At 58.9% G+C, this 13,416-nt stretch carries 22 protein-coding genes and 1 pseudogene; 2 read left to right on the top strand and 21 right to left on the bottom strand.

All coding sequences use genetic code 11. The annotated features are described in order from the left end of the window. Positions 1 to 116: 116 nt before the first annotated feature. The 16 genes from UN63_RS12430 to UN63_RS12360 all read right to left on the bottom strand — a co-directional run bounded on the left by UN63_RS12430 (position 117) and on the right by UN63_RS12360 (position 7,828). Positions 117 to 1,202, bottom strand: a complete 1,086-nt coding sequence (locus tag UN63_RS12430; protein WP_104487086.1) for a site-specific integrase — start codon at positions 1,200 to 1,202, stop codon at positions 117 to 119. A 420-nt stretch (positions 1,203 to 1,622) separates the two neighbouring features. Beyond that, entirely contained in the window at positions 1,623 to 1,886 is a 264-nt protein-coding gene (locus UN63_RS12425) for a pyocin activator PrtN family protein (protein WP_104487068.1), read from the bottom strand. Positions 1,887 to 1,909: 23 nt separating this feature from the next. After that, positions 1,910 to 2,233 carry a TraR/DksA C4-type zinc finger protein gene (locus UN63_RS12420; protein WP_104487067.1) on the bottom strand — a complete coding sequence of 108 codons (324 nt, stop codon included), beginning with the start codon at positions 2,231 to 2,233 and terminating at the stop codon, positions 1,910 to 1,912. Further along, positions 2,230 to 2,400, bottom strand: coding sequence for a hypothetical protein (locus UN63_RS17100; protein ID WP_181068241.1), 171 nt, complete (start codon positions 2,398 to 2,400; stop codon positions 2,230 to 2,232). The genes UN63_RS12420 and UN63_RS17100 overlap by 4 nt, the downstream gene beginning before the upstream one ends. Then, complete coding sequence (locus UN63_RS12415; protein ID WP_104487066.1) at positions 2,397 to 2,894, bottom strand: hypothetical protein; 498 nt, start codon at positions 2,892 to 2,894, stop codon at positions 2,397 to 2,399. Before UN63_RS12415 ends, UN63_RS17100 begins: the two co-directional genes overlap by 4 nt. Continuing rightward, positions 2,891 to 3,094, bottom strand: a complete 204-nt coding sequence (locus UN63_RS12410; RefSeq protein WP_104487065.1) for a hypothetical protein — start codon at positions 3,092 to 3,094, stop codon at positions 2,891 to 2,893. Before UN63_RS12410 ends, UN63_RS12415 begins: the two co-directional genes overlap by 4 nt. Next, a complete protein-coding gene (locus UN63_RS12405) occupies positions 3,094 to 3,288 on the bottom strand; it encodes a hypothetical protein (protein WP_104487064.1) in 195 nt (64 codons plus the stop codon). The genes UN63_RS12410 and UN63_RS12405 overlap by 1 nt, the downstream gene beginning before the upstream one ends. Before the next feature lie 2 nt (positions 3,289 to 3,290). Further along, on the bottom strand, positions 3,291 to 3,533 hold the full coding sequence (locus UN63_RS12400; protein ID WP_104487063.1) for a hypothetical protein: 243 nt from the start codon (positions 3,531 to 3,533) through the stop codon (positions 3,291 to 3,293). After that, a complete protein-coding gene (locus tag UN63_RS12395) occupies positions 3,526 to 5,784 on the bottom strand; it encodes a replication endonuclease (RefSeq protein WP_104487062.1) in 2,259 nt (752 codons plus the stop codon). The genes UN63_RS12400 and UN63_RS12395 overlap by 8 nt, the downstream gene beginning before the upstream one ends. Then, positions 5,781 to 6,032: a hypothetical protein gene (locus UN63_RS12390; RefSeq protein WP_104487061.1), complete on the bottom strand. Its 252-nt coding sequence runs from the start codon at positions 6,030 to 6,032 to the stop codon at positions 5,781 to 5,783. Before UN63_RS12390 ends, UN63_RS12395 begins: the two co-directional genes overlap by 4 nt. Further along, a complete protein-coding gene (locus tag UN63_RS12385) occupies positions 6,032 to 6,319 on the bottom strand; it encodes a hypothetical protein (protein ID WP_104487060.1) in 288 nt (95 codons plus the stop codon). Before UN63_RS12385 ends, UN63_RS12390 begins: the two co-directional genes overlap by 1 nt. Next, positions 6,316 to 6,558, bottom strand: a complete 243-nt coding sequence (locus tag UN63_RS12380) for a hypothetical protein (protein ID WP_104487059.1) — start codon at positions 6,556 to 6,558, stop codon at positions 6,316 to 6,318. Before UN63_RS12380 ends, UN63_RS12385 begins: the two co-directional genes overlap by 4 nt. 48 nt (positions 6,559 to 6,606) lie before the next feature. After that, complete coding sequence (locus UN63_RS12375; RefSeq protein ID WP_104487058.1) at positions 6,607 to 7,083, bottom strand: hypothetical protein; 477 nt, start codon at positions 7,081 to 7,083, stop codon at positions 6,607 to 6,609. Further along, positions 7,080 to 7,334, bottom strand: a complete 255-nt coding sequence (locus UN63_RS12370; protein ID WP_104487057.1) for a hypothetical protein — start codon at positions 7,332 to 7,334, stop codon at positions 7,080 to 7,082. Before UN63_RS12370 ends, UN63_RS12375 begins: the two co-directional genes overlap by 4 nt. After that, positions 7,334 to 7,588, bottom strand: a complete 255-nt coding sequence (locus UN63_RS12365) for an ogr/Delta-like zinc finger family protein (RefSeq protein WP_229793433.1) — start codon at positions 7,586 to 7,588, stop codon at positions 7,334 to 7,336. Before UN63_RS12365 ends, UN63_RS12370 begins: the two co-directional genes overlap by 1 nt. A gap of 60 nt (positions 7,589 to 7,648) precedes the next feature. Then, positions 7,649 to 7,828, bottom strand: a complete 180-nt coding sequence (locus UN63_RS12360) for a Cro/CI family transcriptional regulator (RefSeq protein WP_104487056.1) — start codon at positions 7,826 to 7,828, stop codon at positions 7,649 to 7,651. Here UN63_RS12360 and UN63_RS12355 point away from each other — a divergent pair. Both UN63_RS12355 and UN63_RS12350 read left to right on the top strand, forming a co-directional pair. Then, entirely contained in the window at positions 7,809 to 8,585 is a 777-nt protein-coding gene (locus UN63_RS12355) for a LexA family protein (RefSeq protein ID WP_342352437.1), read from the top strand. The genes UN63_RS12360 and UN63_RS12355 overlap by 20 nt on opposite strands. Before the next feature lie 26 nt (positions 8,586 to 8,611). Continuing rightward, positions 8,612 to 9,739: a BRCT domain-containing protein gene (locus UN63_RS12350; RefSeq protein WP_104487054.1), complete on the top strand. Its 1,128-nt coding sequence runs from the start codon at positions 8,612 to 8,614 to the stop codon at positions 9,737 to 9,739. 35 nt (positions 9,740 to 9,774) lie between these two features. Here UN63_RS12350 and UN63_RS12345 read toward each other — a convergent pair whose 3' ends face one another. The 5 genes and pseudogenes from UN63_RS12345 to UN63_RS17095 form a co-directional block, all read right to left on the bottom strand. After that, the gene (locus UN63_RS12345) at positions 9,775 to 9,960 is read right to left on the bottom strand and encodes a hypothetical protein (protein ID WP_104487053.1); all 186 of its coding nucleotides are present in this window, start codon (positions 9,958 to 9,960) and stop codon (positions 9,775 to 9,777) included. Positions 9,961 to 10,438: 478 nt separating this feature from the next. Further along, positions 10,439 to 12,166, bottom strand: a complete 1,728-nt coding sequence (locus UN63_RS12340; protein WP_104487052.1) for a hypothetical protein — start codon at positions 12,164 to 12,166, stop codon at positions 10,439 to 10,441. Beyond that, complete coding sequence (locus tag UN63_RS12335) at positions 12,138 to 12,716, bottom strand: baseplate complex protein (RefSeq protein ID WP_104487051.1); 579 nt, start codon at positions 12,714 to 12,716, stop codon at positions 12,138 to 12,140. The genes UN63_RS12340 and UN63_RS12335 overlap by 29 nt, the downstream gene beginning before the upstream one ends. Further along, a complete protein-coding gene (locus UN63_RS12330) occupies positions 12,713 to 13,147 on the bottom strand; it encodes a hypothetical protein (protein WP_146084747.1) in 435 nt (144 codons plus the stop codon). Before UN63_RS12330 ends, UN63_RS12335 begins: the two co-directional genes overlap by 4 nt. Before the next feature lie 28 nt (positions 13,148 to 13,175). Then, positions 13,176 to 13,416: pseudogene (locus tag UN63_RS17095) on the bottom strand (hypothetical protein); the annotation flags it as partial.

Below are 13,416 nucleotides of genomic sequence, written 5' to 3'. Positions count from 1 at the left end.
ACAGGCCAAAAAAGCGCTTTTTTGAGTATCCAAAGGTGAGATTTGAAAATGGTGCGTGTAACCAAAAGATAAAAGCGTGATGTAGATCACGCTTACTTTGTTTGATTGAGTGTTTTTTAGTCGATGATGGGGGGTTGATGCAGACTTTGAACACCGACACGGAGATAGACGTTATTCAATACGTTGATGTCTTTGTGACCAGTTATCTTGGATACCTCCACTATGTTTAAGCCCCTTTCAAACAGCTGGCATGCTCCTTCGGCGCGCAGGTCATGGTAGTGGAGGTCTTGGATCCCCTCTTCTTTACAAACTCTCTGCCACGCGGCACTGATTGACTGTGAGTTGTAGGGGAAAATTCGGTTTTCCTCATCGGTTTTTGGTTGACGTAACATGATCTCCAGCGCATCAGGAAGCAACGGTATGGTGCAGTGATTCCCGATTCTGTTGCGTGGGTCTTTGCGATTTCGAATCGTTATGGTTCGATCGTTTTCGTTGAGGTCATCCCATGTGATGCGGGTGATTTCTCCTAGCCGCATACAGGTCAGAATAGAGATGTGAAAAATGTCGACAAGAGGGATATGTGCAGCTCTGTGAGACTGTCTTCGTTGCAAGCCCTGCTCCATGATGTTCAGCTCATCCGGTGTCGGACGGCGTTCTCTACGCTGGCTTCTACCTATCAAGCCATACTTTACTAGCGCAGGAATTGCATCATCATGTGCCCTAGTATTTGCCTCGTAGCCGAAGATAGGCTGAGCCACATCAATTACACTTCTTATATAGGTAATGTCTTGGTAGATAGTTTGTGGCAGGGGGCGGGTTGGCTCAGCTTGACGGATGCGGCAGTGATTAACTAGGTCATGCGCTGTTAGTTTATCAGCTCGGATCAACGCTATGTCATAGGCCCTGAGTCGACTCAGTACGGCGTACTTAGACCGCCCTAGTGTTACAGATGTCACATCATCGGTTAGATACAAAGTGATGAGATCCCCGATTAAGATCGTCCGTGCTTCTACCTCTGGTTGCGGTAAACCTTCTGTTTCTAGCTGGTGAGCAAGCGCCCTTGCCCAAGCTTTGGCCCCCTTTTCAGTTGCTACAGTTTTCGATTGCTCGAACAACTTTTGTCCACGGCTCATCACCCTTACTCTTGCTTTATACTTAACGGCCTTTTTACCAGTAACCTTTTCGATAGAAATAGTAGCCATAACCAACCTCTCTAAATTAGTGAAAAGAGGTTGCTGAACTGTGATCAACTGCTCAAATTTGAGGCGATAGTATGCGCCATGTATAATCCCACTCCCTTGGCTCGCTCTGTCCGTGAACATGTCCCCAGATTTGCCCCTTAGGGGACATTTAGGGGACATGAAGCAAGCTAAACCTTCATTACACCCAAGCTTTGCCGTAGTCGTTTTTCAGCTAAGGCACTGAAAAATAAAGAGATTTAAACAATGTATCCTAGTGCCCGCTTCTCTGTCGCTCCGATGTTGGATGGGGCAGACTTTTAACTAAGTGTCTGTTTTTGCTGGTGTTGATTTTTTCGTGGGATACTTATGGATCACCTTCGATCTCGACACGCATAAAAAAGCCCACTCATCGGTGGGCTTTTTAGTGGGCGATTGCCGGCGTCAGCCTGTTATCGCCATCAGGCTGGTTCTGTCTCTGGCTTCGGTGCGCTTGTTGTCGATGTAGTTGGCCAGGTCGGCCAGGTGCACCTGGTAGGGTGACTTTTGCGAGGCCCGGAAGGCGGGCACGGGCAGGCGGCCGGCGGTGGCTTTGGCCTGGGCCGTGCGGCACGACATGCCGAAATACTGTTCGCTGATGCTGTCGAGCGATACGGTAGGCCCGCCGTAGCTGGCCATCAGCATGAACAGGGTAGGTGAGTGCATCATTGTTTTTATCTCCTTGTGACCGGTCACAGCTCTAGCGCTTTTGCTTCGGTGGTGTGCCAGCAGGTGCCGGCACCCTTGAATAATCCCTTGCAGCCTTCGGGCAGTGGGTCGCCACAGTGGTTGCAGGTGCCCAGTTCGGCCAGTTGGCTTTGCAGCTTTTGCCAGTCGCGGTGGATGAGCAGGGTCAGGTATTCGTCGGCGGAGTAGGGGCCGCGCACGCCGCCCCGTGTTTTGCATAACTCGTCCAGCCGGTTGGATTCGTTAATGCCCAGGCTCACTTCGACCCGGACAATACCGGCCGCCTTGGCGGCGGCGCGGCTTTTCTGTTTGCGCTCGGCGGGGGTCAAAACCTTCCCTCCATGTATGCTTCCATGATTTCCTCGACCTTCTGCTGGATATAACAAACGACCAGACCGCCCAGTACCGAGGCGAAGAACGGGGGCCACCCCGTTGCTATCAGGCAGAACAGCTGGCTACCGGTCACGGCAAGGTAAGTCCACATCTCGCGGCTCATGCTTGAGCCCTTACCGGCCACAGTTGGCGGAAGCGGGCAGCTCTGGCCAGGTGCGGCACCTCGTCGGGCCAGTGACGCGCTGGTGTTGCTCCCTCGCCGGGGCGACGGCGGGATGATGCCTGCTTGTCTTTTGGTGCTTTGCGCTTGCAGGTGCCGGCCAGTTCGCGGCGGATGTTATGCACCAAACCATCGGAGCAACCGAAGCGGCTGACCAGGGCGGCGGTTTTTACCCTGGGGTCTTCCGTCATGATTGCGCGGATCTGGTCGCTGACCGTTTGCTCCGGGCCGACCAGTTTCAGGTCGATCAGGTAGCGACGCTCCCGGCGCTCTACTGTCGCCAGCCATCTGTTGCAGCCCTTCGACTCCAAATAGGTAATGAGGTTAGCTGCGGCAGCAGGGCTGATATCGAACATGGCGGCAATCTCGACGTGGCTCAGCGCGCAGCCGCCGGCGGCAAAGTGCCTTCTCAGGCGTTCGTTCTTTGTCAGTTTCATGCTGCCTCCCGAATTAGACACGCCAGCCCCAAAAGGCAGGATGCCCATACCAACGCCAGCACCAGCAAGGCATTGCGGGTCGCGCGGCGGCCCAATGGCCTATTGACGTGGCCACACATGGCGCAGCGCACTTCACCGCTGGCGGCCAGGTGGTGTTCGTGCGGGCAAAGCATTTGTTCCAGTTTGGTGATGATGCTCATCAGTCTTGCTCTCTCATTCTGTTCAGGGTGGCCCGGCACTGCTGTTGGTATTCGGGCGGTAAGGTGTTCAGCCATCGGGTGATGCGGTCCCGGTCACGGGTGTCGAGCCAGCGCTTGCATTCGTGATAGCGAGCCAGACATTCGGCCCTCTTATTGGCTTCTGCCGCTTCCCACTCGGGGGTGGTCTGTCCCATGTTCAGCTCCCCAATGAAAAGCAGGTGATGATCACGGCGCCGGCGGTCACAAAGGCGAAGTTGTCCGGCGTTATCAGCAGCCGCTGACCACTGCGGGGCCAGCGGCCTGCTTTGCGCAGGCGGCCTTTGGTGGCGGGCCGGGCGCGGCAAATGTCGGCGGTCATGTGAAACGGGTGCCGGCAACGGCGTTGCTGATAGCGCTGCACCGCGTGCTGGGTAATTCGATACTGGTTTGATTTAGCCAAGGTATGTCTCCCTGAACTCGTGATCGTCGATAAGGTCATCAATCATTTGCTGCAGCATCATCAGCAGCGGCTCAGACTTGAAGGATTCGGGGCGCTCGCGGCGTTCTTTCTGCAGGGCGGTGTCGGTTTGGCGTATCACCAGGCCCATATCCTCATCCGGTACCGCATCAAAAAACTCATCCACCGGCGTCTGGCCGCCGAGCAGTTCACCCACTATGCGGCGGCGCCACTGGCTGGCGACTGACTCGCCGGGTTCAAAGGCCATATCAGAGGCCTTTTCTTTATGCAGGCCGGGGCGTTCGGTGCTGGTGATCAGCTGGCCATCGCGCAAGCGCACATACAGGCCGTCTATCACCACAGTGGCCCCGGCTTCCAACCGGCCACGGTCGAAGTCGCTGAGTCCGAGCATTGCCATTTCGTGACCCAGTGGATCCTTTTCTGCCAAAACTGATCGTTCCGTACAGTTATTGTCAGAACTCCAAGGAGAGCGGCTGCCGCCACTCAAACCCAACTCGCTGCGCTCGCTCAAACCAACCCGAGACAACTCCCAACCCGGGTGTCGAGTGGTGGCTTCGGTGATGCCGAACATGACGCCGGAGACCACACCGTTGACGCTGGTGGTAATGTCGGCGGTGCGCAGGCCGGTGAGCTTTTTGACGTCTTCGCCGTATTTGCTGGCTGCTTCGTTGATCAGGTGCTGCAGCTTGATGCAGTGGTCTTTGCGCTGCAGGTGAATGCCGCCCATGGCGTTGGCGAAGTCGGCCCACTTGCCCTGGTCGGCGGCGCGGCGAGCGCCTTCCAATATCGGGTTTTGGGTCGCTTCGCGCAGGCGGCGCAGCTCGCGCCACACGCTGACAGACGGGCCGCCCACCTGCTGAAACTGACGAATACCCCACAGGCTTGACCAGGCGGCCACGGCGGGGGCCGAGCTTTCGGCGTTTTCGCCGGTCTCTTCATCGATACCCACCTTGTGGCCGTCGATGTTCTTGGCGATGTACTTGGCGATGTAACCGGTGGCGCTGCCCTTGCTCGGATCTATGGTCTGCCAGTCGAAGCGGGCGCGGTACCCTTTGCGGCCCAGCTCTTCGCGGTGGTGCTCGATGGCGTATTTGCGCAGGGTAGAGCGCAGCAGGCGCAACTGGCTGGGGTGAGCAAACAACAACAGGTGCCAGTGCGGGGTGGCGTCGTGGTGCGGCTCTACCACTCTGAATCCAAACACCTGCACGCCCAGGCGGGCCAGCTTGGCGCGAGCCTTGGCCCACTGGCCACAGAGGTATTGCTGGGTATCGCGTGGGGTGCAGCCCTGATAACGGGGGTTTTGCACCGCCTTTTTGTTGCGGCCGATGGTCCAGGCGTGGTGCTTGCTGGGCGCAGTCCAGGTGTAGAACTCACCCACAAAGCCCTGCTCTTCGGCCAGGTCTTCAAAGCCGCGCATGCGCACCATGAGTTCGTGACGGCGGATCTCGGGGTTAGAGATACTGGACGCCACCGCCTCGGCCAGGGGGATCTCCAGCTCCAGCTCGGGGTTGATGGCATACATGGTTTGCAGCCACAGGGCGGCGGCATCCTTGCGGGCGCGATAGTCCTGCAGGGCAGAGTGAGACACATAAGCGCTAACGCCCTTGCGTACCCGGCCCACCAGAATGGCCACATGCTCGGCATAACGGCGCCATGCCTTGGTGATTTGGCGCAGCCACCATTCTGCATCCTGCAGGCGTGCCACAGCGGCCACCGCCATATCGATGTGCTTATCGGTAATCTCTTTGGTCAGGTCAGGCAACTTGGGAGAAAAGCCCCACTTGTTGGCGGGCTCCATGGCCTGGTGCAAAATCCGCGTGGCCGGTGCGGGCGTGGTCAGCCCATTGGTCAGCTCGTTAACGATGGCCACCACATGATCGGCCCACTCGCGGGCGATATTGGCGCGGCCCAACTCATTGGACACCTGGCGCAGCGGCAGCGGAAAGCGGGCGGCGTGCAGCTGAATTTGCTCTACCGATTTGCGCAGCCAAATATTGGCACTGCGATGCTGACCACCTTTGCTCAGGCGGCGCTGATACTGGTAGAACAGGGCGCTGGCGGCATGATCTTCAATACCGGCCAGCAGCTCAGCGGCCCAGCGCAAGCTTTCGCGCTGGTACGGTTCGGCAAACAGCTGCTCTTTAACCCGGGTACCGGCGACTTTTTTACCGGCTTCTTTTTCTGGCGGGGCGAAGAACGCCGCCGCATCTTGCTGTAGTTCTGGATAGTTCATAGCACCACCTCGCCCAGGCAGTGCAGCGGGGCGGTTTTACGCCACCAGTTGCCGATGGTGCGGGCGATGGCCAGCATTCCCTGACCGAGCGACTGCCAGTAGAGGCTGCGAATGGTACCGAGGGTGATCATTAGGCGGGTGTGGTCTTCGCCTTGCTCAAAGCAGGGCTGCCACTGCCGCCAGAAGTCGGCCTTGGCCTGACGCCAGTGCAGGCGCAGGTGATCACGGGGGTGGAGGATGTCAGACATCAGAAAGACCTCCGCACACGGCCATGGGTAAACATCAGCATTTGAATCACCACCGAGTGGCGGGACGGTTCGGCGTGTTGCCTGCGGCGGTCTGCCAGCGCCATGTCGGCGGCCCACTCGGCGTGCATGATGGTGAAATCATCAAACCCGGCCAGCAGGGCGGCGCGGTCTATCTGGTATTTCTGTTCCTGGGCATCGGGGGTGCTATCCATAAGGTGCACAGGGAAGCCGCTTTCGTTCAGGCGAGCGGCGCGATAAAACCCGTAAAACATCTCACGCTGATTCATGCCTCACCCCCGTTGGCGGTGATGTAGGGCAGGGGCTGACCCAGCTCCAACAGGTGCTGACGGTCGGTAATTTGCTGATAGAGGTCGTCGGCACCGAGCTGCTCGGCCACGCGGGCGAGGGCTTCGAGGGCGCATTCGAACGGCACTTCGGCGTTTTGGGCGCGACGAACGCGGGCCAGGCGGTTGAACTGGGTCAGGTGCTCGTTGGCAACTTTGCGTATAGCGGCATAATGCGGCATAATTCTTTTGCTCCTTTGCGTAAAGAAGTGATGTTTTGAAAAGCCCTGTCAGTTGCTGCTGACGGGGCTTTTTGCGTTTACGGCGTTCAATTTGTCGCTCAGCTGGCGGATCTGGCGGTCCAGCCTGAGGCGGCCCTGCTGTTCGGTGCGCGCCTGCTCTTTTTTGGTTTTCTGGTGGTGCTGGCAGTTGCCGGCCACTTGGCGCCATTCGGTGCGGTCGGTGGTGGTCAGGCTGTGCAGGCCGCGCTTCATCTCGACCAGGGCGAGGCGAATGTGCTCGCGTTCGTCGTCGGTCATCTCTTCCAGTGCCAGTTCGGCATAGCTGCTGGGGCGCAGCTTGGCGCCGTAGCACAGCATGGCGCGCTGCTGGGTACTGAGGCGGCTCCACTCGGCGGCGACCCGGCTGCGTTGCAGGCGGGCGCGCATCTCGGCCAGCGCCTGCTCGCCGGCAGTGGTAGCGGTAGCGGCCTGCTGGTTGGCATCGAACGGTACTACCTGTGCCAGGTTGTGGTGATGAATGGTCATGCGGTCGCTCCTTGCGTGATCAGGCTGTTCAGCCAGTGCCACAAGCGGCGGCGGGCCTTGGGCCTGTTTGCCTTACCTGTCTTGTGGCTGCGGGCGCTGCGGGCGCTGCGGGTCTGAACGGGCAGGGTGATCCAGCTGCCGTCCTGGCGTTCGATAAAGCCGGGGCGGTGGCGGTGGGTGATCACCTCGGGTCGCAGCGGGTTATGCCGCACCAGCGCCGGGGCGCGCAGCAGTCTGGTGAGTTCGATCATTAGTTTCTCTCCTTGTATCTAACGGGTATTTTTACGGTGGGGTTGGGGCTGGCCGAGGGCACTATGCTGTAGAGCACTTCGCTGCCTTCGACCCAGACGTGACAGCAGTCGATGTTGCTGCACTGGTATTTGGTGATGCGGCTCAGGGCAGACTGGGCCTCGCTGGTGCGGATGCGGGCGGGCGCTTCGCAATGCGGGCAACTGCGGCGTATGGCTGAATACTTGGGCGCGGTAAACCGCTTGCGCTGACTCATCTTTATCCCCTGCAAAGTGTCGTACTGGTCTTTTTTTGTTTTTTTCTTGCGCACTCAGGTTTACTTACCTTTACTTTCCGTCAGCGCCTTCAGCTTTCCGTTGGTGATGCGCTCGATTTCGTAGGCGCGACGCATGGGGATTTTTTCGCCCCACTGGGATACAGCCTGCGGCCTTATCCCTAGCGCCTCGGCCAGCTTTACAACGCTTCCAAAATGGCCAATGGCCTCATTTTTTTTCATGTCGCTTACGGCCTCTTACGGTGATGCCTATGAATGTAAGACTTCTTTCGGTGTTATGCAAGGGAATCTTTCGTTGTGTGTATGTAAGCTCTCTTACATGACAATGAGCAGCAGAATCCTGCAGCGCCGAAACGCGCTTCAACTAACCCAAGACGGGCTAGCCAAAAAAGTTGGCGTTAGCCGGGTCTCCATTAGCCAATGGGAACGTGGCGACACGTCCCCAAAAGGCGAAAACTTCCTCGCCCTGGCAAAAGCATTGAGCTGCAGCCCCGACTGGTTGGTTACCGGCAAGAACGAACCCGAACCCCCTGCCTTCCAGAACGTGGCGCATGCGCCGATGGGCGGGCACCAGGTGCCGGTGTTGAGTTATGTGCAGGCCGGGCAGTTGACGGCGGTGCGGGAAATTCGGGAAGTGGATGGCGGCATTGAATATGTGCAGGCCGATGATGATATAGGCGAGCGCGCCTTTGGTATGCGCATCAGCGGCGACTCTATGACGCCGGAGTTTAGTGATGGCGACCTGGTGATCATCGACCCGGACATAGAGCCGGTGCCCGGCGACTATGTGGCGGCCAAGAACGGCAGCCGGGAGGCCACTTTCAAGAAATACCGCCCGCGCGGCTTTAATGCGGGCGGGGTGGAATACTTCGAACTGATCCCGCTGAACGAGGATTACGCCCCCATTCGTTCGGACATGTGTGAGGTGATGATCATCGGCACCATGGTCGAGCACAGGAAGTACCGACGAAGAAGATAATAAAACAATAAAATCAGGAGCAAGGGATGCTTAAAGTTTTTACCTACTGTGATGCCAAGGGCCGCCTTGGCGCCTTTGAGATAGCCAACTTCTCTGAGTCTGCCGAGCACTATCAGGGCTTTCTGACCGACGGTGGCGGCATTCGCACCTTTCGCAAAGACAGGGTGATTGAATATCACGAATCGCTGGAGCAGGCCGAAGCCGCTATTCCCGCCGATTATGTTCCGCCAGAAATACCCGCACCGAAACCCAGAAGCAAGGACCCCGCCATCTGCTTTACCGGTTTCAAGAAAGATATTAAATCGCAACTCAGCCAACGGGCAGAAGCCGCCAGCCTTGGCGTGAGAACGGGTGTATCTGGCAGCCTGTCCTATTTATGCTGCGGGCCTAACGCGGGGCCGGTAAAGATTGAGAAGTCGCGCAAGAACGGCGTCACCATTTTAAGTGAAGCTCAGTTTTTGAATATGCTGGAGACCGGCGAAATCCCGGAGTTTGATGAAACCTTTCATTACACCTTTGAAGCCACCCAGGACAAGAACGCCGAAACAGAAGAAGCCAAGTCAGTCACCGAAAAGGTGGCAAACGAAATTCAAGAAAGTTTTGTCGGGCTCAGGGCTGTTCCTCGTCGCGAGGTGCTGATTGCACAGTTTGAAGATGGCTTTGCTGCCGGGTGGAAGTTTGCCGTTCCCGAAAACTTTAAAGCGATGCTCGATATTAAATGGACGCCAACAGTGGTGCATGGGCATCAATTTCATGGCTGGACGCAGGGGCACGCCTTCGAGTTCTCCAGGGGCACCATGATACACAGCAACCGCTCGGGATATGTGCACGGCGTTACCTTGCAGGTCTTCTCCACCTCACCAGCCGGTTTTGAAACTAAAAACGCATTAATTGGCGACTTCACCGGCAGCTATATCAATCAGAATGTTTCCATCACCGAACTCGATCAACATAGGCTGGAAGTAAGCCGCCAAATGTATGACCCCGGCGCTGTGGTATTTGATATTTATGACTCGGCATCTAGCTCTGGCTCAGGCCCGAAGCGAGTTACGCTGTCACAGGTTGAGTTTGTCGCCTTATTACAGCACGGCTTTTACTGGGAGAAACCGACAAGCAAAGATGAACGCCCCAAGAAAGTGGTACTGGTTAAATAAAAAAAGGCCGCCAATTGGCGGCCTTTTTATGCCTGCTATTCCGGTAGCTGGTCGGTTTTGACTTCCAGCTCCAGGCCGGTGGTGTAGCCGCTGGCACTGAGGCTGTGGGTGACGCGGGTCAGGATCCACGGCAGGGCGTCGACTTGCGGCTTGAAGCCCTGCACCGCGACCGGCAGTTCCGGGAACAGTTCGGGCCTGCCTGGCGTTGAACGATATTGCAATTCTTCATTTCAGCGATCCTAGTCGTAGCAAGGCTTGCGGCGCTCGGCTTGATGTTCCGTTTCGCCGCTTTATCCACGTAAACGGCGCGACCCTCAAGCCAGCTGCGGCTTTGCTTGTTTTGGCTCTGGTCTGCTGACACCCTGATTCCTTCATTTCTGTGCAATTCCCTTCAATTTTTGTAGATCGTCAGATCGTCCCGTGATCCTTGCCAACGCTGGCCTCGGGCTATGGTTTTGCACACCCGCAGAATTTCCAAAATTTTAAAACACAAAGCGCGAAGGCGGGCGCGGAGGAGCGCGGTTTCCGTGGGGTGATGGCGTGCGTGTACGGATTACGTGGCGGCGCTCTGGTGGGTGACGTGGGCCAGCGCAGGCGCCGTCAGTCAGCCGCTGACGGCGTTGGTTGTATCTGTGTTGGTGGTTGCTAGGGTAAGGCAAGGCGGCCGCTGTGGGCCGCCTGTGGTGGTGCTGGGTGGGGTTAGCCGGTGAAGCTTTGCAGGTTGCTCTTGGTGGTGCCGATGGCGGTGGCGTGGCTGGCCACCTGGCCCTGTACGCTGGGCGGGGTGTTGTGGTCGGGGTGGGTGTGTCCGTCCAGCTTCTGCAAAGCGTCCTGCACGTCGGCCATCATGCCGATCATCAGGGTCAGCATGTTGTGGGTGCCGTTGCCCAGCACGATGCTGTTGCCGAGGATGGTCTGGGTTTGGGCCTGGCTGCTCTTGTTGCCGGTGATCTGCTCTGTGGTATTGCCCTGGGTGGTGCGCTGTTCGTCGCCGGTGATGGTGGTGGCGGCATTGCCTTGTACTGTAGCAGTGCTGTCGCCGCCGATGCTGTGCTGATAGTTGGCTCCGGTGACGTCGACCCGTTCGCCGGCGGTGACCAGGTGCAGGTTGCCGAGGGTGGCCAGTTCCAGGTCGTCACCGGCCAGCAGCTCGATGGCTCCCAGTGCCTCAATCAGTTTTCGACCGGCGACTTCTTCGGTGCTGTGCTGGGCCACCGTGAGGTGATGGCTGCCGAACTGGCCCTGGTAGTCGTCGGCCTCTTGCTGCAGCTGGGCGGCGATGTGGCGAAGCAGTTGATCGGTGGCCGCGGTATGGTTGCCGGCCGGATCGGTGCGCCGGTACACCTCGGCCCGCTGCTGGGTGAGCTGCTCGCCGGGCTGGATATCGGGCAGCGGCCAGCCGGATCCGAGCACGGTACGGATAAAGGGCTGATCGGCGCGGCCAAAGGCAAAACCCAGTTCGACCAGGGTACCCGGGTGCGGGTACTGGTATTGCCCCTGTTCTGGGCCGCCAAACAGCACGGGTACCGGTACGGCCATGAATACCGGTACTTCGGTATCCGGCTTGCCGTTTTCATTCAGCTGCTGCACGTCCACGGCGTAGCGGGGGCGGTAGGGATCGTTGAGCTGGCCGGCACTGGCTTGGTCGGCGGTGGCGGTGACGATGCCGAGCTGGGGCAGATGAAAGCCGGCGGCCAGTTCGGGGAACTGCTGTTCTATCTGGCGTTGCTGGGCGGCTTTCTGCTTGCCCGCCCAGGTCAGGACCATGCTGGTACCGTCGAATTCAACCCGGGTGATCTGGTTGCCGTTAACCAGGGCGCCGGGGCGGATGAGCGGCGAGGCGGGAATGGTCAGGTTGTTGCCGGCGGCCTGGGCGCTGGTGATGTCCTGCTCTATGGTGACGGACCTGCCTGCCCAGCGTGAGTGCTGATAGCTACCGGCGTAGATGTGGCCGTCAGGTTGCTGGTACCAGCAGAAGCCGGGGATGCCGAAGGCGCGACCGGCGCTTTCGAGCAACTGGGCGCCGGTACCGGCGGTGGTGAAGTTGGGGATGGGCCTGTCGGTATAGTCGGCGGCGGCCGGCAGCACGAAGTTAAGCCCTGTTTCGTCGGCCAGCCGGGTGATCACCTGGCGAAAGGTGGCGTGCTGAATGCTGATACTGACGCGGGTACCCAGCACGAAAGCCAACTCCTTGACCAACAACCGGACGTGACCGTTTTCGGCGGGGATGGCCTTGGCAACCACGCCGGTGAAGTAGCGGTGCAGCTCCTGGCCATAGCCGATATCGAGGCGCACGATATCACGCGGGCTGGCGGTGCCTTTGACGGTGATAAAGCCACGACCGGCGCCGGATAGTTCCAACACCAGTTTATCGGCGGCGATATGGGCCTCTTGGCCGTTAAGCGTCAGTCGCTTGTTGAGTTTCATCTTTTTTCTCGCCCATGGCATCGTCGATGCGTTTGAAGAATCTTCCTACGCGGCCCAGTTCTGGCTGCTGATCTTGACCGTCGCCGCTGATTGCCCCGGCTGGGGCCACGGGCTGGGTACCTTCGGTGGCCTGCCCGATAATGGCGTCCGGCTTGATGCGGCGCTGTTCGCGCTTTTCCGGTACCGACAGGTGTTCACGCAGGGTGAAGGACACTCGCCAGGCTAACAGGCCTTCCTGCTCGGGGGCCATGATGCGCCCGGCAAACTTTACCTGGTAGATCTTGACGGCTTCGGCCAGTTCGCAGCCGATGCGGTAGATTTTGCGTTCGTTGCCGTCGCCTTTGTCCTGGGCCAGCTCGAACAGGCGGGCGAGGGCCATTTGGTCGACAAAGGGGATCAGGCCGGTTACCTGCAGTTCTTTGCCCTTTTCGCCCTGCTCGGCGCCACTGGTACCGGAGGTCTGGCCGGAGGTGTCCTTTTCCTTGAATTCCATGCTCAGGGTAAGGCGGGGCGATTTGAGGCGGATTATTTCGCCGTCGAGCGCGATCATGGTAGTAGCTCCTCAAAAAAGGTCAGCGGCTGGTCGGATACCAACAGCACGGCGGCGCTGTGGGGCTGCTCGTAGCTGGGCAGCCCCGATAGCAGGGCGGCGGCGATATCAGACGGCGTGCCGGTTGCCGACACCCGATACAGGGCGCCGGATAGTCCGGCTTTCAGGTTGGTTAGCGCCTGTGACTGGGCAGTTAGCCAGGCGGCTCGCTTGGCGGCGAGGGCGGTCAGCTTTGCAACGGGCGATTGAGCATCTGCCGCCAGTGACTCCAGCTGCGCGAGCTGGGCTCCGAGGGCGGCCGAGGCGGCCCGCTGGGGGCTGGCATTGTGCTGTCCGGGTACCCAGCCGGGGGTGATGGCCTTGGCGGCAATCTGCATGCGGTCTTGCTCGTGACTCAGCTCGGCGCTCACCCTGCGAGCACAGGCAGCCAACTCTGGCAGCGGTATGGCACTGGTGATGCTATTTAATGCCTGAGCGAACTGGGGCAGGGTGCCGGCAGCAACCAGCAGTCCGACGGCATACAGGCTGCCGGAGGGCCGGCCGGGGGTCGGCGCTGTCGTTGAGCTTGGCAGCCAGTCGCTCGGCGGCGTTCTGGGGTGCCAGATAGTGCCCGGTCTGCTCGATTTTTCCCACGCCGTAATCGTAGGGGGTCACGGTAATGCGCTGGCCGGTGGCCAGCAGGGCATTGAGCTGGTCGCGC

The sequence above is a fragment of the Oceanisphaera arctica genome (assembly GCF_002936955.1).
GTDB classification, from domain to species: domain Bacteria; phylum Pseudomonadota; class Gammaproteobacteria; order Enterobacterales; family Aeromonadaceae; genus Oceanimonas; species Oceanimonas arctica.
This window is presented reverse-complemented; position numbering and strand designations above follow the sequence as displayed.

What these genes read in the sequence shown, in the direction of transcription:
- UN63_RS12380 (WP_104487059.1), bottom strand. Translation starts at nt 6,558, where the DNA reads ATGCCGCATTATGCCGCTATACGCAAAGTTGCCAACGAGCACCTGACC.
- UN63_RS12375 (WP_104487058.1), bottom strand. Translation starts at nt 7,083, where the DNA reads ATGACCATTCATCACCACAACCTGGCACAGGTAGTACCGTTCGATGCC.
- UN63_RS12365 (WP_229793433.1), bottom strand. Translation starts at nt 7,588, where the DNA reads ATGAGTCAGCGCAAGCGGTTTACCGCGCCCAAGTATTCAGCCATACGC.
- UN63_RS12430 (WP_104487086.1), bottom strand. Translation starts at nt 1,202, where the DNA reads ATGGCTACTATTTCTATCGAAAAGGTTACTGGTAAAAAGGCCGTTAAG.
- UN63_RS12350 (WP_104487054.1), top strand. Translation starts at nt 8,612, where the DNA reads ATGCTTAAAGTTTTTACCTACTGTGATGCCAAGGGCCGCCTTGGCGCC.
- UN63_RS12340 (WP_104487052.1), bottom strand. Translation starts at nt 12,166, where the DNA reads ATGAAACTCAACAAGCGACTGACGCTTAACGGCCAAGAGGCCCATATC.
- UN63_RS12355 (WP_342352437.1), top strand. Translation starts at nt 7,809, where the DNA reads ATGGCCTCATTTTTTTTCATGTCGCTTACGGCCTCTTACGGTGATGCC.
- UN63_RS12405 (WP_104487064.1), bottom strand. Translation starts at nt 3,288, where the DNA reads ATGGGACAGACCACCCCCGAGTGGGAAGCGGCAGAAGCCAATAAGAGG.
- UN63_RS12410 (WP_104487065.1), bottom strand. Translation starts at nt 3,094, where the DNA reads ATGAGCATCATCACCAAACTGGAACAAATGCTTTGCCCGCACGAACAC.
- UN63_RS12415 (WP_104487066.1), bottom strand. Translation starts at nt 2,894, where the DNA reads ATGAAACTGACAAAGAACGAACGCCTGAGAAGGCACTTTGCCGCCGGC.
- UN63_RS12370 (WP_104487057.1), bottom strand. Translation starts at nt 7,334, where the DNA reads ATGATCGAACTCACCAGACTGCTGCGCGCCCCGGCGCTGGTGCGGCAT.
- UN63_RS12390 (WP_104487061.1), bottom strand. Translation starts at nt 6,032, where the DNA reads ATGTCTGACATCCTCCACCCCCGTGATCACCTGCGCCTGCACTGGCGT.
- UN63_RS17100 (WP_181068241.1), bottom strand. Translation starts at nt 2,400, where the DNA reads ATGAGCCGCGAGATGTGGACTTACCTTGCCGTGACCGGTAGCCAGCTG.
- UN63_RS12360 (WP_104487056.1), bottom strand. Translation starts at nt 7,828, where the DNA reads ATGAAAAAAAATGAGGCCATTGGCCATTTTGGAAGCGTTGTAAAGCTG.
- UN63_RS12425 (WP_104487068.1), bottom strand. Translation starts at nt 1,886, where the DNA reads ATGATGCACTCACCTACCCTGTTCATGCTGATGGCCAGCTACGGCGGG.
- UN63_RS12335 (WP_104487051.1), bottom strand. Translation starts at nt 12,716, where the DNA reads ATGATCGCGCTCGACGGCGAAATAATCCGCCTCAAATCGCCCCGCCTT.
- UN63_RS12395 (WP_104487062.1), bottom strand. Translation starts at nt 5,784, where the DNA reads ATGAACTATCCAGAACTACAGCAAGATGCGGCGGCGTTCTTCGCCCCG.
- UN63_RS12385 (WP_104487060.1), bottom strand. Translation starts at nt 6,319, where the DNA reads ATGAATCAGCGTGAGATGTTTTACGGGTTTTATCGCGCCGCTCGCCTG.